Consider the following 26,525-nt stretch of genomic DNA (forward strand, 5'->3'; position numbering starts at 1 on the left):
GCAGCCGCCCCAGCGCGAGGTACAGCGCGAAGTCGCCGCAGCCCATGGCCGCTACCGGCGTAAGGCGTCTCGTGTGGCTCTCCGCTCTCGGCTCGGGCAACACTGCCCAGCGCCAGTCCCTCTACCAGGCCGTGGCGGCGAGGCTGATGATGGGCACACTCATCGCGGACAAGGACATCGCCGATGAAATCATCGCCCGCAGTGACCTCGCCTGGAGCATCGCCCTACCCGTGGCTACGTGGGCGAGAACGGAGAACGCTTGTAGCCGAGGGTGGAGAGCACTTGCTCTGCGGAGGCCTGAAATGTTCGCGAGTTTCAGGAGCACCCTTCGGGCTGTTGGACCAGGCTCGTGGTGATCGATGACGTCGTTCCGCCCCTGAAGGCATGCGGCAGTTCAACGCTCACAATGCGCTTCGCGTTCGCCGCGGCAGCGGTCGGTGCCTACGCCACCATTCAGATAGTCAGTGCCATCGTCGCCCTGGAGCGTGTCATTGCCGATCTCGCCGAAGAGGTCGTCGTTCCCTACGCCGCCCCACAACTTGTCCCATCCGGCGTCACCTTCGGCATGGTCGTTCCCCGATTCGCCATCGAGGGAGTCCCAGCCCTCGCCACCCAGCAGGATGTCGTCGTCGGCTCCGCCGCGTACCCAATCCTCGCCGGCGTCACCGCGCACGACGTCGTGTTCAGGGCCACCCGTTGCGTTGTCGTCCCCGTTCCCGCCGAGCACGAAGTCCTTGCCGGTTCCGCCGTTCAGAGTGTCGTTTTGGTCCCCGCCGTACAGGCGGTCGTACCCCGGCCCGCCTTCGAGGGTGTCGTGACCGACATCTCCGATGAGTTCGTCTTCGCCGTCACCGCCTTGGAGGAGGTCACCACTCTGAAGCGCATACAGGTAGTCGTTACCGTCCCCGCCTACGAGCTTGTCGGAGCTGGGGCCGCCGGCGAGGGAGTCGTCACCTGGTCCGCCGTAGGCTTTGTTGTCGGAGAACCCACCAAACAGCTTGTCGCTACCGGCCCCACCCCAGAGCTGAGCTGGCCAAGACCCGGCTTGCAGGACGTCATTGCCGTCGCCACCCACAAGGGACGTCGGCCTGGACACTTGGGGAGCGACCGTGACTTCGTCGTCACCGTCCTTCACGTGTACGTGTATCTCCAGCACCCCGGCATCAGGGCAACGGACTTCAGAAACTCCTGCACATCCACTGCTCGCCGTGAGTGTTGCCCCCGAATCCGTGACGACCAAGTCCGCCCCCGATGCGGTGATCTTGATCCGGTTGGTTGCCCCCGGATCCGCCACAACCGTCAAGGTCTTCCCTGCGGTCACATACACATTGGTGCCCACCGCATGACCACTCTCGGCAGAGCTGATCACTCCCACAGGCGGCAGGAGCACCATGGCCCCGAGGCTGACCCACAATCTCCTCATGGCACACACTTCCGACTCGGGTGCTGCCGGTCGTCGTGTTCTCAAGCCGCCGACGAACCGCAGCGCAGTCGTCGCCGAGGGGCACGGAAATGACAGCTAACCGTTGCAGGTAGGGGCCCAGCAGGCTGGAGCACTCGCAAGAGATCGCTGACCTGGACCGACTTCACAGGAGCGACCGGAGTGTCGAAATCCCCGACCGGTTTGCAGTGCGCTTCTACTCCTCAAGAGTGCTCGCCACCCTGTGCCACGGCAACCCGGGGCCGAGCAGGCCGACCGCCCCCGTCGCGGCCGGTCAGCTCTCGGGGAGCCTCTGCAAGTACCCGCCACCACTGGCAACCGAGACCTTCGACGGCGCGGTCCTCGCCGGACCCGCCGGCCTCGCCGGCAAGAAGCCGCCGCGGGAGCACTCGACGGCCTTCGGCACGTCCCACTTGAGGACGAGCCCCACGGCGGCAACACCGGTGATCACGAGGACCGCGATCGCGCCGGGCGGGACGTCTTCGGCGGTGCGGATCGGCTCCGTACGGGCGGCTCGACGCGCCGGGGCCGGGGGATGCGCCGGCTGTCGTCCCTGGTCTCCAGTGGCGGGATGGCGGGGTCGGGCCCGGTCACCGGTACTGCTCCTTCGCGGTGTTCGACGGCATTGCAGACGGTGCGGGCACCGACACCGCGCCGCCCGGCCGCCGGGCCTGGCCTGTGGGCGGGGCGGGCGTGGTCGGGCTGCCCGGCTCCCCTTCACCACCCGGCCCGCGCTGTCGCGGGGCGGGTGGATCGGGCAGCCGCCCGACGGGGCGTGGCATCAGGCCGTGGCGGCCAGTTCGTCACCGGGCAGGCGCGTGTAGCTGCCGGGCTCGGCTGTTGTGGCGTGCTGAGCCGTGGATGTACCCGTGCGACACGGACCGCGGGAAAGGGCGCCCTGACTGCCTCTGGGTTCCCGGCCAGTGACTGTTTCCGCCAGGGATTCCTTCCCAGCGGAGCGAGCCAGACTCTTCTAGCGGCTCAGGGGACGGCGACAGGTGCTGGCTTCTGCCAGGAACGCCACGGTGCTCGCCACGAACTGTTCTGCATCGTCGAGCCACGGGAAGTGCCCGGTCCTGGGCTGAACGACGAGCTCGGCATGCGGGAAGAGCTCGGCAAACTCGGCCATCGCGCCGGGAGGTGCCGCCAGATCGACTTCCCCGGCGAGTAGCAGTACTGGCGCCGGCCGCTGCTGGCGGGCGAGCATGAGCTGCCGCTGCTACGGGCGCTGATCGCCGGGCCAATGCCGTCGTTCCTGTTCCCGGTGCCGCAGGAGCGGCTGCCTTCGACGGCCACAGAGCTGGGCCTGCTGCGGGCTACGGGAGAGGACTTCTTCCGTCGGGAGTGCAGCGCGGTTCTGGGTCGCGAGGAGCCCCCCGAGCCAGCGGCGATGCTGCCGCGGCTGGTGGAAGCGCTGCGCCGCTGCCACGAGTTGCTGATCGCCCCGCACTGGGGCCGGATGCGCGCGGTGCTGGAAGCCGACATCGGCAGGCGCGCGCTCACTTTGGTGGACGGCGGGGTGCAGGCGCTGTTCACCGAGCTGCACCGGGATCTCGCCTGGGACGGCGACCAGCTCGTGGTGCATGGCCGACGCACCCCGCACGCGATCTACACGGTCGACGCCGGCCAGCACGGTCTGGTCCTGCTGCCCAGTGTCTTCAATTGGCCGAACGTCGGTGTCGACAAGTCCCCGGTCACGGTTGCATCTATCCGCTATCCGGCGGTGGGTGTCGGGCTGCTCTGGGAGGCGCCCCCGCCAACGCCGGCGGGCCTCTCGCCGGTTCTGGGACACACGAGGGCAGCCCTGCTCACAGCTCTGGCCGAACCTCTGACGACAGCCGCCCTGGCCAGCCGCCTCGGCATCACCCCCAGCGCAGTCTCGCAACACCTGGGAGCGCTGCGCGGGGCGGGCCTGGTGTCGACTCAGCGCACGGGCCGCACCGCTCTCCACCTGCGCACGGAACGGGCGACCAACCTTCTGGACACCTCGGTTCCCTGACCACATTGGGCATGACAACCCATGCCGCCATGCCATGCCGGCCAAGCGCCGAGGCCTGGTGCAGGTCCTCCCAGGGGTCGTGCAGGACGCCGGGCACCGGACGATGCGGGCTCAACCGGCAAGATCCGAAAGAGACGACCTAGCCCAGTCCCACGACGACCGGCCCGCCCGCCGGCTCGACCCGCGCCGTCCACCCCGGCGGCAGCCGCAGCGACCGCGCCGGCGAGACCGGGCCCGGGATCCGCCGTCGCCACAGCAGCCGGTCGTCCTGGGCGACCGTCACCACCGGTGCGGTCAGCGGCTCCCCGGAGCGCAGGCGCAGCGGCCGGTCGAAGACGCCCGTGACCCGGTTCGGCGTCACCCACACCAGCGGCGCCCGCACGACCAGCGGCGGGCCGGGCTCGGGCCAGGGCGCGCCCGCCAGGTGGGCCAGCACCGGGGCCGCCGCGGCGGCGCCCTCCGCGGCCGCCGTGGCGGCGCGTTCGATGCCGTGCAGGGCGTTGCCGACGGCGAAGACACCGGGCACCGACGTACGGAAGGCCGCGTCCACGGCGGGTCCACGGGTGCCCGCGTCCAGGCCGACGCCCCCGTGCCGGGCCAGTTCGTGGTCGGGGACCCAATCGCCCGTGAACACCACCGTGTCGCAGGCGAGCACCCCGCACCGGCCGTCGGCGTGCCGGACGGCGACGCCCGACAGCCGCCCCCGGCCCCGCAGTTCGGCCACCGTCGTGGCTGTCAGCAGCGGCACCCCCGGCACCGCGGCGGCCCGCGGCAGTTCCGTGATCACCGCGACCACGCGGGTGCCCGCCCGGCGCAGCGTACGGACGGCGTGCCGGGCCACCGGACCGGCGCCCACCACCACGGCCCGCCGGCCGACGTCCTGGCCGTAGTGGTGGACCGCCTGCTGAACCTCCCCGGTGGTCAGCACTCCGGCAGGCCGGGAACCCGGCACCAGGCGGGCGCTGCGCGGGCGTTCCCGGGCGCCGGTGGCCAGGACCACCACCCGGGCCGTGATCCGTTCCAGGCCCGCCGGGCTCGTCGTCGTCAGGGAAAGCGGACCGGCCCAGCCTGTGGCGGTCACACCGGTGCGGACCGCGGCCCCGGCCGCCAGCGCCGCCCGGGCGGCCCGCCGCCCGTACGCCGGGCCCGCGAGCCAGGGGCGCGGCGGGTCCCCGAAGCCGCCGTGCCGGCAGTGCCGGGGCATCCCGCCCGCCTCCTCGTCGCGTTCGAGGACCTCGACCCGCCCCGTGCCCGCCGCCGCCACCCGGGCGGCCAGCGCCAGCCCGGCCGGACCGGCCCCGACGACCAGCACGTCCACCGCGCGCTCGCACACACCGGTCACCGGCGGGCCCCCTCGAACAGCGCGCGTACGGCGGCCCCGCAATGGAACCCCTGACAGCGCCCGCCCCGCGCCCGGGTGCGCCGCCGCAGGCCCTCCAGCGAGGCGGGCGGGACGGTCGCCGCGAGGGCGTCGCGGATCTCCCCGCGGGTCACCCGCTCGCAGTGGCAGACGATCCTGCCGTACTCCGGGTCCGCCGCGATCCGTTCCGCGTCCCGGTACGGCCGGGGGAACGCCTCGCCCAGGTTCGGCATCCGCACCGGCTCCGGCTCGCGCGCCCCGGTCACGTCCAGACCGCCGTCCGCGAGCAGCTCCACCACGTGGGCGGCGATGGCCATCGAGGCCGTCAGCCCCGTCGAGCGGATCCCGCCCACCGTGACGTACCGCTGCGCGGGGTACGCCGAGATCGCGTAGTCGTCGTGCTCGGTGGCCGCCCGCAGCCCGGCGTACACGGCGGTGACCTCCTCCTCCAGCAGGGCCGGCAGGATCCGCCGGCCCTTCTCGCGCAGCAGCGCGAGCCCGTCGGCCGTCGAACCGGTGGCCGTCCTGTCGTCCAGGTCCTCGGCGGTCGGCCCGAGCAGCACGTTCCCGTACACCGTCGGCGACACCAGCACGCCCTTGCCGAGCGCGCCCGGCACCGGCAGCAGGATGTGCCGTACCAGCGGGCGCGCCAGCTTGTCGAAGACGATCAGCTGGCCGCGCCGGGGCGTCACGGTGAAGCCGTCCCGGCCCAGCAGCCGGTCGAGGTCGTCGGCGTACAGGCCCGCCGCGTTGACCAGGTACCGGGTGCGCAGCCGCCCCCGGCTCGTGGCCAGCGTGTGCGGATCGCCCGGAGCGACCGCCGTGACCCGGCAGCCGAGGTGCAGGTCGACACCGGCGCGCACGGCCTGGGTCGCGTACGCGAGGGTGGTCGTCCAGGGACAGATGACGGACTCGCCCGGTACGTGGAGCGCCCCCAGCGCGCCGGGCCCCAGCTCCGGCTCGCGGGCCCGCACCTCCTCGGCCGGGACGATCCGGGCCGCCCGGTAGCCGCCCAGCACGGCCTTGTCCGCCAGGCCGGGCAGGGCGGCCAGCTGCTCCTCGTCCCAGGCCACCAGCAGCGCCCCGAGGGGCTCCACCGGGATGCCGCTCTCGGCGGCGTACGCGGCGAGCAGCCGCTGCCCCTCCCGGACGAGGCGGGACTCCAGGGAGCCGGGCACCGCGTCGAAACCGGTGTGCAGGATGCCGGTGTTGGCCTTGGAGGTGCCCTCGCCCACGTCGTCGCAGGCCTCGACCACGGCGGTGCGCAGCGGCAGCCGGGCCAGCTCGCGGGCGATCGCCGTACCCACGACCCCGGCGCCGACGACCGTCACGTCGTACGTCCCGCCGGGCAGGGCGCCGCTGGTGGTGACGCTCATGCCGGTCCGGCGTCGAGCAGGGCGGCGACCGCCGTACGGAACCGCGCCCGGCGTTCGGCCGCGCGCCCGGCGTCCGCCGCCGGTTCGTACACGGCGGACGGCTCCCACCGCGGGACGGCCTCGGCGACGGTGAGCGCGCGGTCGTACCCGAGGCGGGCGACCGCGCCGACGCCGAGCGCGGTGACGTCCGGCAGCGCCGAGACCTCGACGGGGATCTGCAGCAGATCGGCCTGGGCCTGCATCAGCAGCGCGGACCGGGTCAGCCCGCCGTCCACCCGCAGCGCGGTGAGCGGCGCGCCCAGGTCGGCGGCGGCCGCGTCGGCGAGCTCCGCCACCTGGGCCGCGATGCCGTCGCACAGCGCGCGCACCAGGTGCCCGGCCGTGGTGTCCAGGCCCAGACCGGTCACCGAGCCCCGCAGATCGCCCCGCCACCAGGGGGCGGCGAGCCCGGCGAGCGCGGGTACGAAGGTGACGCCACCGGCGTCCGGGACGCTCCCGCCGACCGTGTCGATGTCCTCGGCTCCGGAGATCACGCCGAGCTCGGTGAGCCAGCGCACGGCGGACGCGGCCGTGTAGACCTGACCGTCCAGGCAGTAGCTGGTGCGGCCGGCGAGCCGCCAGGCCACGCAGCCGACCAGACCCGTGGTGCTGCGGCGGGGGAGCGGACCGCTCTGCGCGAGCAGGAACGCCCCCGTGCCGTAGGTGCACTTGGCGGTGCCGGGCTCGGTGACGCGCTGGGCGAGCAGCGCTGCCTGCTGGTCCACGAGCAGTCCGGTCAGCGGCAGTTCGGGCCCGAAGGCGGTGGTGGTGCCGACCGGGGTGTCCGCGTCGACGACGGCGGGCAGCCGCTCGTCCGCGAGGCCGAACGCGTCGAGCGCCGGCCGCGACCAGTCGACGGTGTCGAGGTCGAGCAGCTGGGTCCGGCCGGCGGTCGCCGCGTCGGTGACGAACGCACCGGTGAGCCGGTGTACCAGCCATACGTCGCTGGTCGTCACGACGCCCTGCCGGGTGAGGTGGCGGCGAATCCAGGCCATCTTGGGTGCGGCGAAATACGGGTCCAGCGGCAGTCCGGTCCGCTCCAGCAACGACGGTGCGAACGAGGCCAGTTCGGCGCAGAGCGGTTCGGCGCGGCGGTCCTGCCAGACGAGCGCGTCGGTCAGCGGCTCACCGTTGACCGGGTCCCAGGCGAGCACGGTCTCGCCCTGGTTGGCCAGCCCCACCGCCACCACCGGTTCACCGGCGGCCGCCAGCGCCGCCCGCCCGGCCCCGACGACCGAGTCCAGCAGCTCGCGGGGGTCGACCTCCACCCGGCCGCCGGGCAGGTACCGGGGCCGTACGGGCGCGGAACCGGAGCCGATGACCCCGCGCTCCGGGCAGACGACGAGCGCCTTGGTTCCCGATGTGCCTTGGTCGACAGCGAGCACCGGGCCCGTCATCACCGCTCCGTCCCTGGTGTCGGCCGCCCGTCCGGCTTCCCGGCCGGGCTGCTTGATCGTCGCGGGGAAGCCTTCATCAGCGGACGCCGCCCGTCAAGAACCCTTCCCGTCAGGCAGGTTCACCGTCCAGCCGATACTGACGCAAAGTCATCTCCCGGTGATGGCCGGTTACTTCCGTTCGATCGAGAATCTTGCAGCAGATGCGCACACGCGCTCTATAGTGATCGCCGATCAACGGAAAAGGACGCAGGCCGGGGGTCAACGGCAGGGTTCCTGAAGGGATTTGGGCGTCCCTGGCGGCGGCCGGGCTGCAGCGCGGCAGCCGCATGCCGACCGGCCCCACTCTCCACGTGATCCGAGGATTGATGACCACGACCAGCGCAAGGCACGTCCGCACCTGCCGTTCGTCGTGCGGGGCGGGGTGATGGCGGGCAGCGACTTCCGGCCCGTCTACCACCCCGCCGGCCACGACAACGAGCTGCGCGTCGCCGTCCAGGACCTGCGGACCGGGCGCTGGGTGGCGATGGCACAGCTGCTGGAGCGGACCGGCGGCTGGGGGCTGTGGACCCAGCGCACCCAGGTCCTCGCCGCGGTCGCCGCCGGCTCCGACGTGGTCCAGGCCTGGCGGGCCGAGCAGCCGGACAGTGTCGCCGCCGCGGTGATGCACACCCGGGTCGCCGTCGAACGGGCCGTCCGCGCGCACCGGGCGGGCCATCCCCGTACGCGCGAACTGTGGCAGGAGGCCTGGCGGGCGTGCCGGGACAGCGCCGACCTCGCCCCCGCCGACCCCGTGCCCTGGGTCTGCCTGCTCGCCCTCGCCCTCCTCGACGAGGGCGTACGGATGGACGAGCACCGCCTCCCGCCGCCCGGCCCGATGCTGCCCCCCGGGCCCTGGGGCATCCTCGCCGAGGCCGATCAGCGGGACCCGCACAACCGCGAGGCGTACCACCGGATGCTCCAGTTCATGTACGCGCGCGCGTCAGGACCGCGTTCCGAGGCCGCCAACTTCGTGCAGTGGGCGGCTGGTTCGGCCCCGACCGGGTCCGCCGTCCACGTCCTGCCGCTCTATGCCCGAGTCGAGCGCTACCGCCGCGAACGCGGCCAGGAGCGGGCCCTGGACCTGCACTGGGTCGCCGAGGACGCCATCCGCGACGCCACCCACGCCATGGAGGCGTGGTTCCACCACGCCGACCTCGGGCACGCCTCGCCGCTCGACCTCAACCATCTCGCGCACGCGCTCTGGGGAGCCCTCCAGTTCACCGAGGCGGCCCGGGTCTTCGACGCCATCGGCCGGTACTGGACCACCCTGCCGTGGGCCTACCGCACCCGCGACCCGGCCGACCAGGCACTGGCCGAGGAGGTGTTCCTGCGCGCCAGGTCCCGCAGCCTGGCCGCGGGCACCTGACAGCCTCCCGCCGTACCCCGGCCGCATCCCCCGCACCCGGCCGCGTCCCCCTCCGCAGCCCCACCCCCTCACCGCGCCACCCCTCGTCCCACCGCTCCTCGTCCCACCGCTCCTCACCCCCGTGCACCACTCGTCCCCCGTGCTCCACCACCCCCGGAGGTACCGTCATGTCCCGCACCGCCTGGGCAGGCCGCCAGGATCACACGGCACCGGCCCACCAGAACGAGGAGGAACGGCTCAGAGAGCTGGGCTACCAGCCCGTCCTCGCCCGCCGGATGGGCGGCTTCGGAAACTTCGCCATCAGCTTCTCCGTCATCTCCGTCCTCTCCGGCTGCATGACCCTCTACGGCTTCGGCCTGGGCACCGGCGGCCCCTCCGTCATGCTGTGGGGCTGGGTCGGCGTCGGCCTCTTCGTGCTCTGCGTCGGGCTCGCCCTCGCCGAGGTGACCAGCGCCTACCCGACCTCGGGCGCGCTCTACTACATGGCCGACCGGCTCGGCGGACGCCGCTGGGGCTGGTACACCGGCTGGCTGAACCTGCTCGGCCTGCTCGGCGCGATCGCCGGCATCGACTACGGCGCCGCCCTGTTCACCGGAGCCTTCCTCAACCTCCAGTTCGGCTTCGAGCCCACCGCCGGCTCCACTTTCCTGATCTTCCTGGCCATCCTGCTGCTGCACGCCGTGCTCAACCTCTTCGGCGTCCGCCTCGTCAGTGTGCTCAACTCGATCAGCGTCTGGTGGCACCTGGCCGGCGTCGCCGTGATCGTCGGCGCCCTGGCGATCATCCCCGACCACCACCAGTCGCCGTCGTTCGTCTTCACCGAGTTCGTCAACGACACCGGCTGGGCCAACCCGTTCTACGTGGCGGCGATCGGCCTGCTGCTCGCCCAGTACACCTTCTCCGGCTACGACGCCTCCGCGCACCTGTCCGAGGAGACCTCCAACGCCTCCGTCTCCGCCGCCAAGGGCATCGTCCGCGCCATCTGGGTCTCCTGGATCGCCGGATTCGCGCTGCTCGCCGGTCTCACCTTCGCCATCCAGGACTACGCGGCCACCCAGAACACCGCCACGGGCGTCCCGCCCGCCCAGATCTTCCTCGACGCCCTGGGCACCGGCGGCGCCACCGCGCTGCTGCTCGTGGTGATCGTCGCGCAGATCTTCTGCGGCAACGCCGAGGTGGCGGCCGCGAGCCGGATGGTCTTCGCGTTCAGCCGGGACAACGCGCTGCCCGGCTCGGCCCTGTGGCGCAAGGTCAGCAGCCGCACCCAGACGCCGGTCCCGGCCGTATGGCTCTCGGTGGCCGTCGCGGGTGTGCTCGCGCTGCCGTCGCTCTACTCCGCGACCGCGTACGGGGCCGTGACCGCCATCAACGTCATCGGCATCACCCCGGCCTACGCCATCCCGATCTACCTGCGGCTGCGCGCCGGCGACCGCTTCCAGCCCGGCCCGTGGAGCCTCGGCCGCTGGAGCCGGCCGATCGGCTGGATCGCCGTCGTCTGGGTGGCCGTGGTCACCGTCCTGTTCTGCCTGCCGCAGAAGTCGCCGGTCACCATCGACTCGATGAACTACGCGGTGATCGCCCTCGCGGTCGTCCTGGTCCTCGCCAGCGTGTGGTGGTACGTCGCGCGGCGCTCGTACGGGACCCCGTCGGCGTACGGCACGGCCAAGGAGCAGGCCGAGATCGCCGAGGGCATCGTGTAGGGGATCCCGTACCCCTGTCGTCCCTCCGCCCCGTCGCCGCCCGTCCTCCGCCTCTGCCGTGAGGGCGGGCGGCGACGGGGTCACGGCGCCGGGGAGAGCAGCGGCGGGTTCAGGCGGGCGAAGCCCTCCTGGCGCTCGTAGGGGAAGTACGGGTAGGGGGCGGGGCGGTGGCTGACGGCGTCGAGCCGGGCGACCTGCTCCGGAGCCAGCGACCAGCCGACGGCGCCGATGTTCTGGAGCAGCTGCTCCTCGTTGCGGGCGCCGATGATGACCGAGGCCACGGTGGGGCGGCGCAGCAGCCAGTTCAGGGCGACCTGGGGGACCGTCCGCCCGGTCTCCCGCGCGACCTCGTCGAGGACGTCGACGACGTCGTACAGCAGGTCCTCGTCCACCGGCGGGCCGAAATCGGCCGTCGCGTGCAGCCGGCTCCCGACCGGCAGCGGGCTGCCGCGCCGGATCCGGCCCGTGAGGCGGCCCCAGCCCAGCGGGCTCCAGACGAGCGCGCCGACGCCCTGGTCGTGGGCGAGCGGCATGAGCTCCCACTCGTAGTCGCGGCCGACGAGGGAGTAGTAGACCTGGTGGGCCACGTAGCGCGGGAAGCCGTGCCGGTCGGCCGCGGCCAGGGACTTCATCAGCTGCCAGCCGGCGAAGTTGGACACGCCGACGTGGCGGATCTTGCCGTCCCGGACGAGCCGGTCCAGCGCCTCCAGCACCTCCTCCACCGGCACGGACGCGTCGAAGGCGTGCAGCTGGAAGAGGTCGATGCGATCGGTGCCGAGCCGGCGCAGGGCGTCCTCCGTGGCCCGCACCAGACGGGTGCCCGAGGTGCCGGCCCCGTCGGGGCCGTCGGCCATGGGCAGTCCCGCCTTGGTCGAGATCAGCACCCGGTCGCGGCGCCCCTCGACGGCCGCGCCGAGCACGGTCTCCGAGGCCCCGGCCGAGTACACGTCGGCGGTGTCGAAGAGCGTGATGCCCGCGTCGAGGGCGATGTCGACCATCCGGCGCGCCTCGCGGACCCCGGTGTCCCCCCAGGCGCCGAACAGCGGTCCGCTGCCGCCGAACGTGCCCGCCCCGAAGCTGAGCACCGGGACCTCGAGACCGGACGCACCGAGCTGCCTGTATTCCATGACGGACTCCTCACGTATTAATGGAACGCGTGACCCGTTAAGCTGCTCTCAAGGTAACAGGGATGGGCTCCTAATGGAACTGGAGAACCGTTATGGCGGATGAGGGTGTGGGCCGGGACGGCGCCGCGGCCGAGGAGCCGGGTCAGACCGGGCAGGGCGGGACCGGGCCGGGCACCGTGCGGCCCGGCGGGCGGACGGCCCGGGTCCGGGCTGCCGTGCTCGACGCGGCGGGCGACCTGCTGGCCGAAGCCGGGTTCGACCGGCTCGACCTGGCCGAGGTCGCCCGCCGCGCGGACGTCGGGAAGACGACCGTCTACCGCCGCTGGGGGACCCCGGCCGGGCTGGTCGCCGACCTGCTCGTGGACATGGCCGAGCAGTCCCTGCCGCGCACCGAGACCGGCTCGCTGGAGGGCGACCTCCGCGCCAACGCCGCCCTCGTGGCGCGGACCCTGGCCGATCCGCGCCAAGGGCCGCTGTTCCGGGCGGTGATCGCGGCCGCGGGCACCGACCCGCGCGCCGCCGAGGCCCTGCACCGCTTCTACGCGGTCCGGGTCGCGCAGTGGGCGCCCTGCGTCGAACAGGCCGTCGAACGGGGCGAACTGCCCGCGGACACGGATCCGGAGGAGGTGATCCGCGCCGTCTCCGCCCCGCTCTACTACCGCCTGCTCACCACCCCCGCCCCGTTGGACGCCGAGGCGGCCGACCGGGCCGCCGCGGCGGCCGCGGCCGCCGCCCGCGCGGGAGCGTATCCGCGTACCGCGCGGTGAGGGCCGGCCCGTGCCGCACCCGCCCCGCCTACGGCCCCGGGGGCCGGGGCGCCGGGACCGCGAAGGCGCGCCGGTAGGAGCGGGGCGGGACGCCGCGTCGGCGTACGAACTGCTCGCGCAGGACCGCCGCGCTGCCGTAGCCGACGCGGCGGGCGACCTCCTCCACCGGCAGGCTCGTGGTCTCCAGGAGCTCCTCGGCCCGGCTCAGCCGCAGGCCGCGCAGCCAGGCGTGCGGGGTGGTGCCGGTCGCGGCGCGGAAGCGGCGGGCGAAGGACCGCTTGCTCATCATGGCGCGCCGGGCCAGCTGCTCGACGGGCAGCGGCTCGTGGAGGTTCTCGCGGACCCAGGCGAGGAGTCCGGTGAACCGCTCGTCCTCCCCGTCCTCGGGGACCGGCGCGGACAGGTACTGGGCCTGACCGCCCTCGCGGTGCGAGGGCAGCACCATGTCCCGGGCGACGGCGTTGGCCAGCGCGGCCCCGTGTTCCCGCCGCAGGAGGTGGAGGCACAGGTCGAACCCGGCCGCGGCTCCCGCGCCCGTCACGACGCTGCCTTCGTCGACGTAGAGGGCGTCGGATTCGACGGTGACCTCCGGGTGGCGGCGGGCCAGGAGCCCCGCGAACCGCCAGTGCGTGGTCGCCCTCCGACCGTCCAGCAGCCCGGCGGCCGCGAGCGCGAACGTACCGACGCAGTGGGCCGCGACCAGGGCGCCGCGCGCGTGTGCCGCGCGCAGCGCGTCGAGTACGCCGGCCGGGGGCGCGGTACGGAAGCCGGTGCCCGGCAGGGTGATCAGCAGGTCGGCGCGGGCGAGCCGGTCCAGCCCGTGCGCGACGGTGAGCGGCACGCCCGAGTCCGTGGCCACCGTTCCGGGCCGCTGTGCGCACAGGGCGAAGTCGAAGCCGGGCACCCCCTCCCCGTGCGGACCGAACACCTCGCAGACGATGCCGACGGCCAGCATGCCGACTCCGGGCGGGACGTACGCGGCGACGGATGTGAAGGGCGGCATGGGGGCAGTGTGACACGGGAGTTGGCACGAAACCCGCGATAGGCGGCAGCCGTGCCACTCGTGACGGCGGACACCGCTCGGAAGAATCGGGGCCATGACAGACGCACCCGGCGGCCGCAGCGCCGCGTACACGATCCTGACCACCGGCTACGTGGGTTCGACCGGCCCCGGCGTCGCCGCGACGGTGTCCTACATCCACGACGCGGGACGGCACGTGATCTTCGATCCGGGCATGGTGGCGAGCCGTCACGACATCCTCGGCCCGCTCGCCGGCCTGGGGCTGGGCCCCGACGACATCACCGACGTCGTACTCAGCCACCACCACCCGGACAACACCATGAACGCGGGCCTGTTCGGCCGGGCCCGGGTCCACGACCACAAGGTCGAGTACCTGGGCGACGCCTGGACGAACCGGGACGCGGAGGGGTACGAACTCACCCCCTCCCTGCGGCTGATCCGCACCCCCGGGCACAGCCTGGAGGACATCACGCTGCTGGCGGGCACGGACGCGGGCGTGGTCGCCTTCGCGGGCGACCTGTGGTGGCACGGATGCGGCCCGGCGGACGACCCGGTGACCCCGGACCGCGAGCTGCTGCGCGCCTCCCGGCGGCGGGTGCTGGCCGCCGCGGACCTGATCGTCCCCGGTCACGGCGCCCCGTTCACGCCCGGCGCGACCACTCCCGTCTAAAGGGTGTTGCAGTCATCATTGAGTGGCTGTGACCGGCGCCGTCGTGCAGTCCTGGAGCAGCGGTGCGTCGAACAAGTCGAGCTCGCCCTGCGTCGGTGGCTCGAACTGCTCCTGGCAACGTCCGAGGAGTTCGGCCGTCAGTACGACAGAGCCCGGTTCGTGGTTCCGCAGAGCGATACGCCGCTGCAGCTCTTCGATCGGCACCTGGAGATAACGCAGTTCGACGGCAGCGCCCATCGTGCGGGCGACAAGCCGCTTCTCGTCACGCTCTGCCCGCTCCCAGAAACCGTTCTCCAGGATCACAACAGCACCGGAGGCCAACAGCGCCTGGGCGTGCTGCCAAAGGCACTGCTCGACCCGCTCCCTCGCCTCGTTGTCGAAGAGATCGAAGCCCAATCCCGCAAGCCACTCGTCAGGACACAGACGCACAGCAGACAGCTCTTGCTCCAGCCTCCTGGCCACCGTGGTCTTACCGGCACCTGGCAGGCCGCACAGGAGCACCAGCCTTGCTCGCTGATCGACCATGACCCCCTCCTCTCACCGAGCCTGCAGGGATCATCGCCCACGCCACCACAAAAGGCCGGGCGCATGGCGACGGCCGCGCCGCCATGCGCCCCCTTCGTCAGCCGACCTCGACCGTGACCGTGCGTCCGGGGGCCACGACCGGCGTCACGTAGGTGTACGTGACCCCGTCGACCACCTTGGTCCGGGCAGGCCGGGCCACCCCGTCCACCGTGAGCGTCGCGTGGGTGCCGGGGAAGCGGGCCTCCCAGGTGTGGGCGGAGCGGCCGGAGCTGTGGGTCAGGGAGGACTTCGTCGCTCCGTCGTGGCGCAGGGAGAAGGACGAGTCGCCGATCCGCAGGTCGTCGATCCGCAGCCAGTCCATCCCCGACGGCAGCCGGGACTGGGTGGTCAGGGAACGCTCCGGGGCGTCGGGGACGACCCCCATGAGGCCCTCGACGGTCTGGCCGAGCAGGGTGAAGGAGACTTCGGGGTAGTCCCCGTTGGTGCCCTGCTTGGTGTTCACGTGCTGGATGTCCTTGCGGTCGTAGACGGCCTTCATCCACTTCCACGCGGTGTCGTTGCGGTTGTTCCGGAAGAAGGTGTCCGGCAGGTACGTGAGGGCCTCGATGTTGGCGGGCCGGCCGGCGCCCGAGGCCTGCTCGTCGATGTAGTCCAGGTAGGCCTCCCGGCGCGGCCCGGGTTCGATGATCTGCTTCAGCGGCATGAACCAGCTGTTCTCCTTGCCCCACCCGGTCAGCGGCCGCCCGTCCGTGGTGTAGCCGCGCACCATGTCCGCTCCCGAACCGGAGCCGCTCCAGGTCGCGTTGAAGTACGCCTTGAGGTCACGGGCCTTGGCGTCGAAGCGGTCGGCGAGCCCGTGGCTGCCCTTGGCGCGGGCGAGCGAGGCCATCGCCAGGTAGGCCTGGTACTGGGAGCCGATCGCGTCCCCCGCCTCCGCGAGCGGCTCGCCGCTCAGCTCGTTGTAGCTGGCGGTGCCCTGGAAGATGCCGCCCCCGGTGCCCTCGGCCACCTTGACCGCGCCGTTGTCCTTGAGCCCGTCGTGGAGGGTGACGAACTCCTCGGTCGCGTGCCGGTAGAAGTCCCACAGGACCCGGTCCCGGAGGTAGGAGCGGTCCCCGCTCCAGCGGTAGGCCTCCTCGGCCTTCTGGACCAGCTCGAAGGTGGCCGGCACCTCGCGGACGAAGTTCGTGGGACTGCGGTAGTCGATGGAGAGGTAGGTCCTCGTGTCGAAGTTGAAGGCCCACGCCGGGTAGTACTTGTGCTCGGCGGTGGCGGAGGCGGCGAAGGAGCGGAGCATCGCCTTGTTCTCCGCGTGCAGTCCGAGGACACCCGCGCCGGCCAGCTGGTGGGCCATGTCGCGGGAGTAGTAGCCGCTGCGGTTGGCGTAACCGGCCCAGTAGGAGGCGCCGTAGGTCCCGGTGCCGGTGCCGCCGGTGTTCCATTCGTCGACGTTGAGCGGCCCCTGGGTCTGCGGCAGGTGGACCCAGCTGTTGGCCTTCCGCTTGGCCCAGTCGAACATCTCGACGATCTCCGGGTCCGAGGAGCTGACCCGGGGGTCGGCCGGCGAGGCGGGGGAGAGCATCACGTCGTCGGCGTTGACCCAGGCGTCCCCCGACTCGAACGCGATCTCCAGCCTGTCACCGGGGGCGAGGGCTATCCGGCTGAGGGTGTAGCGGCGGTACTGGGAGGCGCCGGGCAGGATCTGCTCGGCGGCCACCACGCCGTTGACGCGGGCGACGTACCGGCCGTTCGGGCCGCCCGTGGCGATCCAGGCGGAGATGTCGTAGACGCCCCTGCCGGTGGCCGTCACGGCCTGGGACACCTTCAGGCCGGGCCCGCCGTCGAGGTAGGCGAGCCGCGCGCCGCCGTGCGGGTAGTTCGTGGCGACGCCGGTACCGGAGGTGAACTGCCAGCCCGTGGCGCCCTGTTCGAACCCGGGGTTGACGACGGTGAGCGGGGCGGGCGCGGGTCGTCCGGCGGCGTCCGGTGGAGCCGCCGCGGCGGGGCCGCCGAGGGTGAGGGGGGCGAGCGGGGCGAGCAGGGCGAGGGCGGTCAGGAGCGGCACACGGGAACGCGTCATCAGGTTCTCCCGGGTCGGGGTCGGGTCGGGGTCGGGTCGGGGTCGATGGTGCGTCGCGGTCGATGGTGCGGGGGACCGGTCTGCGCTGAGCTGGGCGCGCGGCACGCTAGCAATCCCGGGCGCGGGATTGCAATGAAGTTGCCAGAACCCATTGCCGAGTCAGATGAAAGTTTTCAACGAATGCTTGCAAGTGCCGAGTTGGCGTTGTTACAGTCCCGGCCAGTCGGCTTCCGCAACGGTGCGAACAGGGGTGGGTCAGGCATGGAACTGGGACGGCGAAGAGTGCTGCGGATCGGCGGAGCGATCGCCGCGGGAGCCGGTCTGACCGCCTGTTCCGGCACGGGTGACACCGGCCAGGGCGGCAGCGTCGGGGAGAAGCACCGGGGCCGCGTCACGGTCTGGTCATGGCAGGGCCCGGCCGCCGAGATGAAGGCGCTCGTACCGGAGTTCAACAAGACCTATCCGGAGATCGAGGTCACCGTCGAGGACATCGGCAACCCGGCGATCTGGGACAGGATCACCACCGGGCTGGCGGCGGGCGGTCAGGGCCTGGCCGACGTCCTGCACATCGGTGTCGACTACCTGCCGGGCTACGTGGAGAAGTTCGCCGGAGGGCTGGCCGATCTCGGTCCGCTGGGCGCGGACGCCCACCGGGACGCCTTCGCCCCGGGCATGTGGCAGACCGTGTCCCCCGACGGCAAGCGCGTCAACGCCCTGCCCTGGGAGGCGAACTCGGCGGGCTTCTACTACCGCGCGGACCTCTTCGAGGAAGCGGGGGTCGACGCCGGCGCCCTGCAGACCTGGGAGGAGACCATCGAGGCCGGCAAGAAGATCAAGGCGAAGACCGGCGCCCACCTGCTGGGCATCGACAAACCCGCCTCCCAGGCGGACTCCGCCAACGTCTTCCAGATGCTCCTCCAGCTCCAGGGCGCCTTCTACTTCAACCACGCCGGGGAGATCACGCTCGACGCACCGGAGGCCGTGAAGGCCATGTCGCTCATCAAGACGATGAACGACGAGGGTCTGGTCAGCGACCTCGCCGGCGGCTGGAACGCCCTGATGGCCTCCCTGAAGCAGGGCACCGCGGCCGTTCTGCCCATGCCCACCTGGTTCGGCGGCATCATCGAGGAGCAGGTACCCGAGCAGGCGGGGAAGTGGAAGGTGCGGCTCCCGCCGCCCGTGCGCCGGGGCGGCTCCAGCGCGGCCACCGTCAACTCCACCCACCTCGCCGTCGCGGGCTCCAGCCGCAACCAGGCCGCCGCCTGGTCCTTCGTCGAGTTCGTCCTCACCCGCCCGGCCTCCCAGGTCCGGATCTACCGCGACAAGGGCATCGCCCCGGCCCTGATGAAGGCCTACGACGACCCGGTCTTCCACGAACCCTCGGCCTTCTTCGGCGGACAGCGGAGGGGCGAGGTGTTCCTCGACGCCCTCAAAGCCCCCTCGCCCGCCTTCAACTACACCGCCGACTACGCCCGTGCACTCAAGCTCGTCACCGACGCCCAGTCCAAGGTGCTGCTGGCCGGCGCCGACCCGGCCAAGGTGCTGAAGGAGGCGGCGGAGCAGCTCGCCCGGCAGACCGGACGCAAGGTCGCGCGATGACCGGGACACTCGCCCGGCGCACGGCCCCCGCCCCCGCCACCGCCACGGCCGCCCCCGCCCCGGCGGTGGCCGCGTGGTCCGCGGGGCGGCGGCGCCGGCGCATGGCCCCGTACCTCTTCGTCCTGCCGGCCCTGCTGCTGTTCGCCGCCTTCAAGGGCTACCCGATCGTCCGGTCCTTCTGGATCAGCCTCCACACCACCGCCGGCGGGACCGAGCGGTTCGCGGGGACCGGCAACTACACCCGGCTGCTGGGCGATCCGCTGTTCTGGACCGCCCTGGAGAACACCGCGGTGATCCTCGCCGTCCAGGTGCCGCTCATGCTGGCCCTGGCCACCGGCCTGGCCGTGGCCCTCAACTCCACCCTGCTGCGCGGCCGGGCGGTCTTCCGGCTGGGTTTCTTCCTGCCGGTGGTCACCGGCCTGGTCGCCTACGGAATCATGTTCTCCGTCCTGCTCAACAAGGACTACGGACTGGTCAACTGGCTGCTCGGGCTCGCAGGCCTGGACGCCGTGCCGTGGCTGACCGACCCCCTGTGGGCGAAGGTCTCCCTCGGTCTCGCCCTGACCTGGCACTACACCGGGTACAACGCGGTGATCCTGCTCGCCCGTCTGCAGTCGGTACCGGCCGAGCTCTACGACGCGGCGGCCGTCGACGGGGCCGGGGCGTGGACCTCCTTCCGCCACGTCACACTGCCGGGCCTGCGCCCCGCGCTCCTGCTCACCGCCGTGCTCTCCACCATCGGCACCCTCCAGATCTTCGACGAGCCGTACGTGCTCACCGGCGGCGGCCCGGACAACGCGACGCTGACCATCGGCGTGTACCTGTACCAGAACGCCTTCAAGTACTTCGACTTCGGATACGCCTCCGCCATCGCCTACGCCCTGGCCGTCCTCATCGGCCTCCTCGGCGTGATCCAGTTCCGTCTGCTGGGGGAGAAACCGTGACCACCCGCCACCGCGGCAGGGGCATCCTGCTGACCTCGGGACTCGCCATCGTGCTCGCCGCCGTCGTCCTTCCCTTCTACTGGCTCGTGATCGCCGCCACCCACAGTTCCGCGGAGATCTTCGACAGCCCGCCGCCCCTGCTGCCCGGCGGCCATCTCGCCGCCAACCTCCAGACGCTCCAGGACTCGGCGCACTTCGGGCGGGTGGTCCTCAACTCCCTGCTCATCGCGGTCGTCTACACCGTGTGCGCGGGAGCCGTCTGCACACTGGCCGGATACGGTTTCGCCAAGTACCGCTTCCGCGGCCGTGACGCCCTGTTCGGACTGATCATGCTCGGCCTCGTGATCCCGGCCCACGTCACCCTCGTGCCCCTCTTCCAGATGATGGCCGAGCTGCGCTGGCTGAACACCTACCAGGCCGTGATCATGCCCAATCTGGCACTGCCCTTCGGCATCTTCCTGATGCGCCAGTCGATGGCCGCGCTCCCCGACGAACTCCTCGACTCGGCACGCACGGACGGCTGCGGCGAACTGCGGCTGTTCTGGAAGGTGGTCCTGCCCCCGATGAGGCCGGCCCTGGCCGCCCTCGCCATCTTCCTCTTCCTCTACCAGTGGAACGACTTCGTCTGGCCGCTGGTCGTCCTGCGCGACGGCGCCTCGTACACCGTCCCGGTCGCCCTGGCCTCCCTCCAGGGCCTCGACGAGACCGACTACGGAGCCATCCTCGCCGGGACGGCGGCCGCCGCGATCCCCATGGCCCTCGTGTTCCTCGCGCTTCAGCGCCAGTTCGTCTCCGGCCTGCTCGCCGGTGCCGTGAAGGAGTGACCGTGCCGACCACCGCCGCCCCGAAGGACGGCCCCGAGACAGTGACCACCGCCGCCCCGGAGGGCGGCCCCGAGGCGGTGACCACCGCCGGGCTGCCGCCCGCCCGCCACGAGCCGCTGCTGGACGGGGTCTCGGTCGCCGTCCTCAGCCGTGACCCGGGAGTCCGTCCGGTCTGGAGCCTCGGCGAGCCCTCCGGCGGCCTGCGCCTGCTGGAGGTGCGGGCCGACGGAGCCCCGGTCGAGATCCGCTTCTCCGTCCCCCTGGGCGACGCCGCCGGGTACTGGCACCCTCAAGGGGGCTGGCGGCGTACCCTCCTCGCGGACTGGGAAGGGCGCTCCCGGGTCTCGCTGACCGACGGACACGCCGCCGGATGCCTGTACGACCACGCGGGCGCCACGCTGCTGACCTTCGCCGTGGCCGATCCGGTCCCCGAGGCGGACCTGCGCTTCGGGGTGTCGGAGGAGCACGGCACCCACGTCGTCCACCTGAGCCTGCCCCCCTCGCGGCAGCCTCACAGAGTCCTGCTGGTGCCACGCTCGCCGTCCGTGGCGCGGGCCATGCGCGCCCTGCGGGCCTGGTTCGCAGCCGCGCTCGCCCCCATGCCGGTGCCCGACGCGGCCCGGCTCCCCGTCTACTCCACCTGGTACGCCTTCAACCAGGACGTCACCGCGGCCGGCGTCGAGAAGCAGGCGGAACTGGCGGCCGGACTCGGCTGCGGCACGCTGATCCTCGACGACGGCTGGCAGGAGCTGGGCCGCGGCCGCGGCTACGCGGGCTGCGGGGACTGGCGGCCGGACCGGGAGAAGTTCCCCGACTTCGCCGGCCACGTGGCCCGGGTCCGCGCCCACGGGCTGCGCTACCTGGCCTGGGTGGCCCCCCTGCTGCTCGGCCCCGGCGCGGCCTGCCACGACCGGTGGGCCTCCCACGCGCCCGCCCCGGCCACCGTGCCCGGCGCGCGGGTGCTCGATCCGCGCCGTCCGGAGGTGCGCGCGCACGTCGTCGGGCTCTGCCTGCGGCTGGTCCGCGCGTACGGACTCGACGGGCTGAAGCTCGACTTCCTCGAGCAGGCCATGGTGTACGCGGGTGACGGAGCGGGCGATGTCGGCCGGGCCATGTCCGTCCTGCTGACGGACCTGCGCGCGGCCCTGGAAGCCGTACGCCCCGACCTGCTCCTGGAGCTGCGCCAGCCCTACACGGGCCCCGGCATGGCCCCGTTCGGCAATATGCTGCGCTCCTTCGACTGCCCGGCGGACGCCACCGCCAACCGGGTGCGCACCCTGGACACCGCGCTGCTCGCGGTGGGCGGGGCCGTCCACTCCGACATGCTGCTGTGGTCGCCGGACGCCCCCGTGGCCTCGGTGGCCCGGCAGCTGATCGGCTCGCTCCACGCGGTGCCGCAGATCTCCGTACGGCTGGACCGGGTGCCCGCCGCGCACCGGGAGACGATCGCGTTCTGGCTGCGGCAGTGGCGCCTGCACCGCGAGCTGCTGCTGGACGGGGAGGTCGAACCGGGCCGGCCCGACGAGCTGTACCCGCTGGTGCGGGCCGGCACCGGGGACCGCTGCCTGCTGAGCGTGCACGGCGACCGTGTCGTCCCGCTGGACTTCTCCGCGTACCGGCACTTCCACCTGGTCAACGGCTCGGACCGGGACCGGGTGGTGGTCGAGGTGACGGGGGGCGGCGGCCGGGTCCGGGGCGTGGTCCACGGGCCCGACGGCCGTATCATGGACGATCCGCCGACACATCTGCCGGAGGGGGTCCGCCCGCTGGCCGTGCCGCGCGGCGGCCTGGCATCGCTCACGCTCACGGAAGGACCGCGATGAAGGTCGGCATCACCGACGTCGCCGCCCGCGCTCAGGTCAGCGAGGCGACCGTCAGCCGGGTGATCAACCGACGCCAGGGCGTGTCGAAGAAGACCCGGGACGCCGTCGAGCACGCCATGGCGGAGCTCGGCTACGAACGCCCGACCCAGGGTCAGCTCGTCGCGGTGATCACCGAGTTCGTCTCGAACCCGTTCTTCGCCGATGTCGCCGAACGCATCGAGTCGGCCCTGGCCCCGCACGGACTGAAGACGGTCCTGTGCCCCGCCTTCCCCGGCGGGGTGCAGGAGCGGGACTTCGTCTCCGCGCTGGTCGACAAGGGCGTCGCGGCCGTCGTCTTCCTGTCCGCCTCCAACACCGTCGAGGGTTCCGACACCGACACGTACGAGCTGCTGCGCCAGCGCCGGGTCCCGTACGTGGGGATCAACGGCGAGTTCGCGGACGGGGTGCCCGTCCCGGTCTTCTCCACCGACGACGCCCTCGCCGCCGAACTGGCCGTCGACCACCTCCACCGGCTGGGGCACCGCCGGATCGGGATGGTCTCGGGACCGGCCGGCAACCGGCCCGCCGACCGCCGGGTGAAGGGCTTCCTGGAGGCCATGGCCAAGCGGGGCATCGAGGACCCCGAGCGCTGGGTGATCCGGCAGTCGTACACGGTGGAGGGGGGACAGGCCGCGGTCGGCCCGCTCCTCGCCCTGGGCGCCACCGCCATCGTCGCGGCCAGCGACTACATGGCCCTCGGTGCGATCCGGGGCGTACGCCGCCAGGGGCGCGCGGTGCCCGGGGACGTGTCGGTGGTGGGCTACGACGGTTCGTCCGTCACCGAGTTCACCGATCCGCCCCTGACCACGGTGCGGCAGCCCGCCGACCGGCTCGCTCTGGAGGTGGGTCGAGGCGTGCTGGCGCTCGTCGGCAATCGTGACGTCCCGGTGGGGGAGCTGCTCTTCGACCCCGAACTGGTCATCCGGGCGAGCACCGGACCGGCCCCGGGGGCGCCGGCCGCCGGCCTCTGATCCGGGCGGCGCCGCGCAGTGTGCGGCTCAGTGCCGCTCAGTGCCGCTCAGTGCCGCTCAGTGCCGCTCAGTGCCGCTCAGTGCCGCTCAGTGCCGCTCAGTTTCGCTCGTCGGCGACGACGAGCTCGCCCACCGCGTCCGAGAGGGCCGCGCGGGCCGGGGCGGGAAGGGCCGCGTCGGTCACGAACCAGTCCGCCCGGCCGAGTTCCGCGAAGCTGCTGAGCCCGACCACCCCCCACTTGGTGTGGTCGGCCACCACGGCGACCCGCCGCGCCGAGGCGACCAGCGCCCGGTTGGTCCGTGCCTCCATGAGGTTGGGGGTGGTCAGCCCCGCCTTCTCCGACACGCCGTGCGCGCCGAGGACGAGCAGGTCCACGTGGAGGGACTCGACGACCAGGTCCGCGAGCGGGCCGACCAGCGCGGCGGAGGGGGTGGGGGAGCCGCCGGTGAGGAGCAGGGTGGGGCCGTCGGCGTCGGTGTCCCGCCCGGCGGTCCGGACGAGGTCGGCGACCGGCAGGGAGTTGGTGACGATCGTCAGGCGCGGGACGTCGAGGAGCCGGGCGGCGACCGCGTGCGCAGTGGTACCGCCCGAGACCGCCACCACGCTGCCCGGTTCCACCAGACGGGCGGCGGCCGCCGCGATGGCGGCCTTGGCCTCCCCCTGCAGGACCGACTTGGCGTCGAATCCCGGTTCGTGGCCGCTGGCACCGTCCGGGGCGACGGCCCCGCCGTAGACCTTCTGCACGGCACCACGCCGGGCGAGCGCGTCCAGGTCCCGGCGAATGGTCATGTCCGATACGCCCAGTGCGCCGACCAGATCCGTCACCCGCACCGCGCCCTCGCGGCGTACCGCGTCGAGGATGAACGCCCTTCGCTGGTGGGCCAGTTGGGCAGCCTGATCGGCCACGGTCGCTCCCGGATCCAGGTGAATTCGGTCAGAAAACCGCAAGATACCACAGCCATTGTGTTCGATCCTGCGGGAAGAGCGCCCCGTGCGGCGCTTGGTTCTGGTGAATGGTGTTCGATGATGTTTATTCTTGGTGGGTGAAGAAGACCACCGTGACACTCGCGGACGGCCGCGAACTGATCTACTTCGACTCCGGCGCATCCCCCGGCCGCGAGGCACCGGACACGCGCCCGCTGCACCGCGCGAGCGGCAGACCGGATCTACGGCGGGACTCGGCGACCGGTGACTGGGTCACGATCGCCTCCCACCGGCAGGACCGCACCTACCACCCGCCCGCCGGGGAGTGCCCGCTGTGTCCCTCCCGGGACGGCCGGCTCAGCGAAATCCCCGCCGCCGACTACGAGGTGGCCGTCTTCGAGAACCGCTTCCCCTCCCTCGCCGGTGAGGTGGGACGCTGCGAGGTGGTGTGCTTCACCCCGGATCACGAAGCCCGGTTCGCCGACCTCACCCCGGTCGCCGCCCGGCTGGTCCTGGACGCCTGGACCGACCGCACCGCGGAACTCTCCGCGCTCCGGGGCGTGGAACAGGTGTACTGCTTCGAGAACCGGGGGGCCGAGATCGGAGTGACGCTCGCCCACCCGCACGGCCAGATCTACGCCTTCCCCTTCGTCACACCGCGCACCGCGAAGATGACCGCCGCGGCGGCCGCCCACCGGGCCGCCACCGGCCGCAACCTCTTCGAGGACCTGCTGGCCGACGCCCGCGCCGCCACCGAGCGGGTGGTGACGGCCGGGGAGCACTGGACGGCCTTCGTGCCCTACGCGGCCCGCTGGCCGTACGAGGTGCACCTCTACCCGCACCGCCGCGTCGCCGACCTGACCCGGCTCGACGAGGCCGAGCGGGCCGAGTTCCCGCGGATCTATCTCGACCTGCTGCGCCGGTTCGACCTGCTGTTCGCCCCGCCGGGGCAGCCGGAGCGGAGGGTCCCCCCCGCCCCCTACGTCTCGGCCTGGCACCAGGCACCCCGTACCCGGGGCGCGGAACTGGCCCTGCACCTCGAACTGTTCACGATCCGCCGGAGCCCGGACCGTCTCAAGTTCCTCGCCGGGACGGAATCCGGCACGGAGGCCTTCGTCAACGACGTGGCCCCCGAGACGGCCGCCCGGCGACTTAGGGAGGCCCTGGTATGAACGCGAGTGATGCCCGCGACGAGGACGGCGACCGTGCGGACCGGGTCGCGGACACCTTCCGGCGGATCTTCGGCGAGAGCCCCGACGGGGTCTGGGCGGCCCCGGGCCGGGTCAACCTGATCGGCGAACACACCGACTACAACGACGGGTTCGCCCTCCCGATCGCCCTCCCGCAGACCACCCTGCTCGCCGCCCGGCGCCGCGCGGACGGCCGGCTGCGCCTGCACAGCGCGCAGGGCGACGGCCGGATCACCGACCTCGCCGTGACCGCGCTGTCCCCGGGCACGGTGACGGGCTGGAGCCGCTACCCCGCCGGTGTGGTGTGGGCGCTCGCCGAGGCGGGACACGCGGTCGGGGGCGCCGACCTCCACGTCGACAGCACGGTGCCCACCGGGGCGGGCCTCTCCTCGTCCGCCGCACTCGAATGTGCCGCTGCCCTCGCGTTCGACGAGATGTACGGACTGCGCCTGGACGGCCCCGAACTGGCCCGCCTCGCCCAGCGCGCGGAGAACGACTTCGCCGGAGTCCCCTGCGGGATCATGGACCAGATGGCCTCGATCTGCTGCACCACCGGGGCCGCCCTCCACCTCGACGCCCGCATCCCGGACCGCCCCCGGCAGGTGCCCCTCGACCTGCCGCGGCACGGGCTGCGGCTGCTGCTGGTCGACACCCGGGTCACCCACGATCTCGGCGACGGGGCGTACGCGGCCCTGCGCGCCGGATGCGAACGCGCGGCGGAGCTGCTCGGCGTGCCCGCCCTGCGCGACCTGCCCGCGGCCCACCTGCCGCGCGCCCTGCGCGTCCTCCCGGACGACCTCGTTCCGCTGGTCCGTCACGTGGTGACCGAGAACGACCGCGTCGCCGAGGCCGTCACCCGGCTGCTCCAGGGGGACGTCGCGGGGCTCGGCCCGATCCTGACCGCCGGCCACGCGTCGCTGCGCGACGACTACCGGGTCTCCTGCCCGGAAGCCGACCTCGCCGTGACCGCCGCACGAGGAGCGGGGGCGCTCGGTGCCCGGATGACGGGAGGGGGTTTCGGCGGCTGCGTCGTCGTACTGACCGAGGCCGCACGGGAGGACCAGGTGCACCGGGAGGTGCCGGCCGCGTTCGCCACGGCCGGCTTCCGCCCGCCGCGCCTTCTCGCCGTCGCCCCGGCGGCGGGCGCCCGACGCCTCTTCCCGCTGGCGCCGGACCGGCCTCCGCGCTGACGGCCTGGCACCGGGGCGTCTCGGCCGCGGCGAGCAGTTCCGCCCGGTCCTCCGCCGAGAACTCCTCCGTGTCCGGGCTGCGCAGCGAGCTCACCGCGGCCAGGGCCCCGGCC

Annotated in this window: 23 protein-coding genes; 13 read left to right on the forward strand and 10 right to left on the reverse strand. The window is 72.8% G+C overall.

The genetic code is table 11. The features are described 5' to 3' along the window. The first annotated feature begins 44 nt into the window (after positions 1–44). The gene (locus tag ACZ6KO_RS04220; protein ID WP_469299721.1) at positions 45–356 is read left to right on the forward strand and encodes an NAD(P)H-binding protein; all 312 of its coding nucleotides are present in this window, start codon (positions 45–47) and stop codon (positions 354–356) included. A 38-nt stretch (positions 357–394) separates the two neighbouring features. Here the strand turns inward: ACZ6KO_RS04220 and ACZ6KO_RS04225 are convergent, their stop codons facing one another. Both ACZ6KO_RS04225 and ACZ6KO_RS04230 read right to left on the reverse strand, forming a co-directional pair. Then, positions 395–1,393 carry a calcium-binding protein gene (locus ACZ6KO_RS04225; RefSeq protein ID WP_469299724.1) on the reverse strand — a complete coding sequence of 333 codons (999 nt, stop codon included), beginning with the start codon at positions 1,391–1,393 and terminating at the stop codon, positions 395–397. A gap of 1,021 nt (positions 1,394–2,414) precedes the next feature. Beyond that, complete coding sequence (locus ACZ6KO_RS04230; RefSeq protein ID WP_469299728.1) at positions 2,415–2,648, reverse strand: alpha/beta fold hydrolase; 234 nt, start codon at positions 2,646–2,648, stop codon at positions 2,415–2,417. Between the two features lie 36 nt (positions 2,649–2,684). Here ACZ6KO_RS04230 and ACZ6KO_RS04235 point away from each other — a divergent pair, with 36 nt between their 5' ends. Beyond that, positions 2,685–3,440 carry an ArsR/SmtB family transcription factor gene (locus ACZ6KO_RS04235; RefSeq protein WP_469299731.1) on the forward strand — a complete coding sequence of 252 codons (756 nt, stop codon included), beginning with the start codon at positions 2,685–2,687 and terminating at the stop codon, positions 3,438–3,440. Between the two features lie 139 nt (positions 3,441–3,579). Here ACZ6KO_RS04235 and ACZ6KO_RS04240 read toward each other — a convergent pair whose 3' ends face one another. The 3 genes from ACZ6KO_RS04240 to ACZ6KO_RS04250 are packed head-to-tail and all read right to left on the reverse strand — an operon-like array spanning position 3,580 to position 7,612. After that, a complete protein-coding gene (locus ACZ6KO_RS04240) occupies positions 3,580–4,782 on the reverse strand; it encodes an NAD(P)/FAD-dependent oxidoreductase (protein ID WP_469299734.1) in 1,203 nt (400 codons plus the stop codon). Then, on the reverse strand, positions 4,779–6,176 hold the full coding sequence (locus ACZ6KO_RS04245) for an FAD-dependent oxidoreductase (protein WP_469299736.1): 1,398 nt from the start codon (positions 6,174–6,176) through the stop codon (positions 4,779–4,781). The genes ACZ6KO_RS04240 and ACZ6KO_RS04245 overlap by 4 nt, the downstream gene beginning before the upstream one ends. Then, positions 6,173–7,612, reverse strand: a complete 1,440-nt coding sequence (locus ACZ6KO_RS04250; RefSeq protein ID WP_469299739.1) for an FGGY family carbohydrate kinase — start codon at positions 7,610–7,612, stop codon at positions 6,173–6,175. The genes ACZ6KO_RS04245 and ACZ6KO_RS04250 overlap by 4 nt, the downstream gene beginning before the upstream one ends. 424 nt (positions 7,613–8,036) lie before the next feature. Here ACZ6KO_RS04250 and ACZ6KO_RS04255 point away from each other — a divergent pair, with 424 nt between their 5' ends. Both ACZ6KO_RS04255 and ACZ6KO_RS04260 read left to right on the forward strand, forming a co-directional pair. After that, positions 8,037–9,017 (forward strand): hypothetical protein, encoded by a 981-nt coding sequence (locus tag ACZ6KO_RS04255; RefSeq protein ID WP_469299741.1) that lies wholly within the window; start codon positions 8,037–8,039, stop codon positions 9,015–9,017. 167 nt (positions 9,018–9,184) lie between these two features. Next, a complete protein-coding gene (locus tag ACZ6KO_RS04260) occupies positions 9,185–10,717 on the forward strand; it encodes an amino acid permease (protein ID WP_469299744.1) in 1,533 nt (510 codons plus the stop codon). Positions 10,718–10,797: 80 nt separating this feature from the next. Here the strand turns inward: ACZ6KO_RS04260 and ACZ6KO_RS04265 are convergent, their stop codons facing one another. Next, positions 10,798–11,844 (reverse strand): aldo/keto reductase, encoded by a 1,047-nt coding sequence (locus tag ACZ6KO_RS04265; RefSeq protein WP_469299746.1) that lies wholly within the window; start codon positions 11,842–11,844, stop codon positions 10,798–10,800. Between the two features lie 92 nt (positions 11,845–11,936). Between ACZ6KO_RS04265 and ACZ6KO_RS04270 the strand changes: the two genes are divergently transcribed. Next, the gene (locus ACZ6KO_RS04270) at positions 11,937–12,611 is read left to right on the forward strand and encodes a TetR/AcrR family transcriptional regulator (protein ID WP_469299748.1); all 675 of its coding nucleotides are present in this window, start codon (positions 11,937–11,939) and stop codon (positions 12,609–12,611) included. A gap of 28 nt (positions 12,612–12,639) precedes the next feature. Here the strand turns inward: ACZ6KO_RS04270 and ACZ6KO_RS04275 are convergent, their stop codons facing one another. Further along, positions 12,640–13,614 (reverse strand): GlxA family transcriptional regulator, encoded by a 975-nt coding sequence (locus ACZ6KO_RS04275; protein WP_469299751.1) that lies wholly within the window; start codon positions 13,612–13,614, stop codon positions 12,640–12,642. A gap of 94 nt (positions 13,615–13,708) precedes the next feature. On the opposite strand from ACZ6KO_RS04275, the gene ACZ6KO_RS04280 reads away from it, so the two are divergent. Beyond that, positions 13,709–14,302 (forward strand): MBL fold metallo-hydrolase, encoded by a 594-nt coding sequence (locus ACZ6KO_RS04280; protein ID WP_469299752.1) that lies wholly within the window; start codon positions 13,709–13,711, stop codon positions 14,300–14,302. 15 nt (positions 14,303–14,317) lie between these two features. Here the strand turns inward: ACZ6KO_RS04280 and ACZ6KO_RS04285 are convergent, their stop codons facing one another. After that, positions 14,318–14,827 (reverse strand): P-loop nucleotide/nucleoside kinase family protein, encoded by a 510-nt coding sequence (locus ACZ6KO_RS04285; protein WP_469299754.1) that lies wholly within the window; start codon positions 14,825–14,827, stop codon positions 14,318–14,320. A 97-nt stretch (positions 14,828–14,924) separates the two neighbouring features. Beyond that, on the reverse strand, positions 14,925–16,907 hold the full coding sequence (locus ACZ6KO_RS04290) for a hypothetical protein (protein WP_469299756.1): 1,983 nt from the start codon (positions 16,905–16,907) through the stop codon (positions 14,925–14,927). Positions 16,908–17,168: 261 nt separating this feature from the next. On the opposite strand from ACZ6KO_RS04290, the gene ACZ6KO_RS04295 reads away from it, so the two are divergent. From ACZ6KO_RS04295 to ACZ6KO_RS04315, 5 genes are read left to right on the forward strand one after another with little or no spacing between them, the layout of a single operon-like run. After that, positions 17,169–18,506: an ABC transporter substrate-binding protein gene (locus ACZ6KO_RS04295; protein WP_469299758.1), complete on the forward strand. Its 1,338-nt coding sequence runs from the start codon at positions 17,169–17,171 to the stop codon at positions 18,504–18,506. Continuing rightward, positions 18,503–19,450, forward strand: a complete 948-nt coding sequence (locus tag ACZ6KO_RS04300) for a carbohydrate ABC transporter permease (protein WP_469299761.1) — start codon at positions 18,503–18,505, stop codon at positions 19,448–19,450. The genes ACZ6KO_RS04295 and ACZ6KO_RS04300 overlap by 4 nt, the downstream gene beginning before the upstream one ends. Then, positions 19,447–20,274 carry a carbohydrate ABC transporter permease gene (locus ACZ6KO_RS04305; RefSeq protein ID WP_469299764.1) on the forward strand — a complete coding sequence of 276 codons (828 nt, stop codon included), beginning with the start codon at positions 19,447–19,449 and terminating at the stop codon, positions 20,272–20,274. Before ACZ6KO_RS04300 ends, ACZ6KO_RS04305 begins: the two co-directional genes overlap by 4 nt. Positions 20,275–20,276: 2 nt before the next feature. Next, entirely contained in the window at positions 20,277–22,097 is a 1,821-nt protein-coding gene (locus ACZ6KO_RS04310; RefSeq protein WP_469299767.1) for a glycoside hydrolase family 36 protein, read from the forward strand. Next, positions 22,094–23,107 (forward strand): LacI family DNA-binding transcriptional regulator, encoded by a 1,014-nt coding sequence (locus ACZ6KO_RS04315; RefSeq protein WP_469299771.1) that lies wholly within the window; start codon positions 22,094–22,096, stop codon positions 23,105–23,107. The genes ACZ6KO_RS04310 and ACZ6KO_RS04315 overlap by 4 nt, the downstream gene beginning before the upstream one ends. A 97-nt stretch (positions 23,108–23,204) precedes the next feature. On the opposite strand, the gene ACZ6KO_RS04320 is transcribed toward ACZ6KO_RS04315, so the two are convergent. Continuing rightward, the gene (locus ACZ6KO_RS04320; RefSeq protein ID WP_469299775.1) at positions 23,205–24,014 is read right to left on the reverse strand and encodes a DeoR/GlpR family DNA-binding transcription regulator; all 810 of its coding nucleotides are present in this window, start codon (positions 24,012–24,014) and stop codon (positions 23,205–23,207) included. Between the two features lie 137 nt (positions 24,015–24,151). On the opposite strand from ACZ6KO_RS04320, the gene galT reads away from it, so the two are divergent. Then, positions 24,152–25,204, forward strand: coding sequence for a galactose-1-phosphate uridylyltransferase (gene galT / locus ACZ6KO_RS04325; protein WP_469299778.1), 1,053 nt, complete (start codon positions 24,152–24,154; stop codon positions 25,202–25,204). Continuing rightward, on the forward strand, positions 25,201–26,412 hold the full coding sequence (gene galK / locus ACZ6KO_RS04330) for a galactokinase (RefSeq protein WP_469299780.1): 1,212 nt from the start codon (positions 25,201–25,203) through the stop codon (positions 26,410–26,412). Before galT ends, galK begins: the two co-directional genes overlap by 4 nt. Positions 26,413–26,525: the final 113 nt, after the last annotated feature.

The organism is Streptomyces sp. NPDC042102, from assembly GCF_055582305.1.

Bases quoted from the DNA above. Each gene is read 5' to 3' on its own strand.
- ACZ6KO_RS04220 (WP_469299721.1), top strand. From the start codon at position 45: ATGGCCGCTACCGGCGTAAGGCGTCTCGTGTGGCTCTCCGCTCTCGGC.
- ACZ6KO_RS04225 (WP_469299724.1), bottom strand. From the start codon at position 1,393: ATGGTGCTCCTGCCGCCTGTGGGAGTGATCAGCTCTGCCGAGAGTGGT.
- ACZ6KO_RS04230 (WP_469299728.1), bottom strand. From the start codon at position 2,648: ATGCTCGCCCGCCAGCAGCGGCCGGCGCCAGTACTGCTACTCGCCGGG.
- ACZ6KO_RS04235 (WP_469299731.1), top strand. From the start codon at position 2,685: ATGCCGTCGTTCCTGTTCCCGGTGCCGCAGGAGCGGCTGCCTTCGACG.
- ACZ6KO_RS04245 (WP_469299736.1), bottom strand. From the start codon at position 6,176: ATGAGCGTCACCACCAGCGGCGCCCTGCCCGGCGGGACGTACGACGTG.
- ACZ6KO_RS04250 (WP_469299739.1), bottom strand. From the start codon at position 7,612: ATGACGGGCCCGGTGCTCGCTGTCGACCAAGGCACATCGGGAACCAAG.
- ACZ6KO_RS04255 (WP_469299741.1), top strand. From the start codon at position 8,037: ATGGCGGGCAGCGACTTCCGGCCCGTCTACCACCCCGCCGGCCACGAC.
- ACZ6KO_RS04260 (WP_469299744.1), top strand. From the start codon at position 9,185: ATGTCCCGCACCGCCTGGGCAGGCCGCCAGGATCACACGGCACCGGCC.
- ACZ6KO_RS04265 (WP_469299746.1), bottom strand. From the start codon at position 11,844: ATGGAATACAGGCAGCTCGGTGCGTCCGGTCTCGAGGTCCCGGTGCTC.
- ACZ6KO_RS04270 (WP_469299748.1), top strand. From the start codon at position 11,937: ATGGCGGATGAGGGTGTGGGCCGGGACGGCGCCGCGGCCGAGGAGCCG.
- ACZ6KO_RS04275 (WP_469299751.1), bottom strand. From the start codon at position 13,614: ATGCCGCCCTTCACATCCGTCGCCGCGTACGTCCCGCCCGGAGTCGGC.
- ACZ6KO_RS04280 (WP_469299752.1), top strand. From the start codon at position 13,709: ATGACAGACGCACCCGGCGGCCGCAGCGCCGCGTACACGATCCTGACC.
- ACZ6KO_RS04285 (WP_469299754.1), bottom strand. From the start codon at position 14,827: ATGGTCGATCAGCGAGCAAGGCTGGTGCTCCTGTGCGGCCTGCCAGGT.
- ACZ6KO_RS04290 (WP_469299756.1), bottom strand. From the start codon at position 16,907: ATGACGCGTTCCCGTGTGCCGCTCCTGACCGCCCTCGCCCTGCTCGCC.
- ACZ6KO_RS04295 (WP_469299758.1), top strand. From the start codon at position 17,169: ATGGAACTGGGACGGCGAAGAGTGCTGCGGATCGGCGGAGCGATCGCC.
- ACZ6KO_RS04300 (WP_469299761.1), top strand. From the start codon at position 18,503: ATGACCGGGACACTCGCCCGGCGCACGGCCCCCGCCCCCGCCACCGCC.
- ACZ6KO_RS04315 (WP_469299771.1), top strand. From the start codon at position 22,094: ATGAAGGTCGGCATCACCGACGTCGCCGCCCGCGCTCAGGTCAGCGAG.
- galK (WP_469299780.1), top strand. From the start codon at position 25,201: ATGAACGCGAGTGATGCCCGCGACGAGGACGGCGACCGTGCGGACCGG.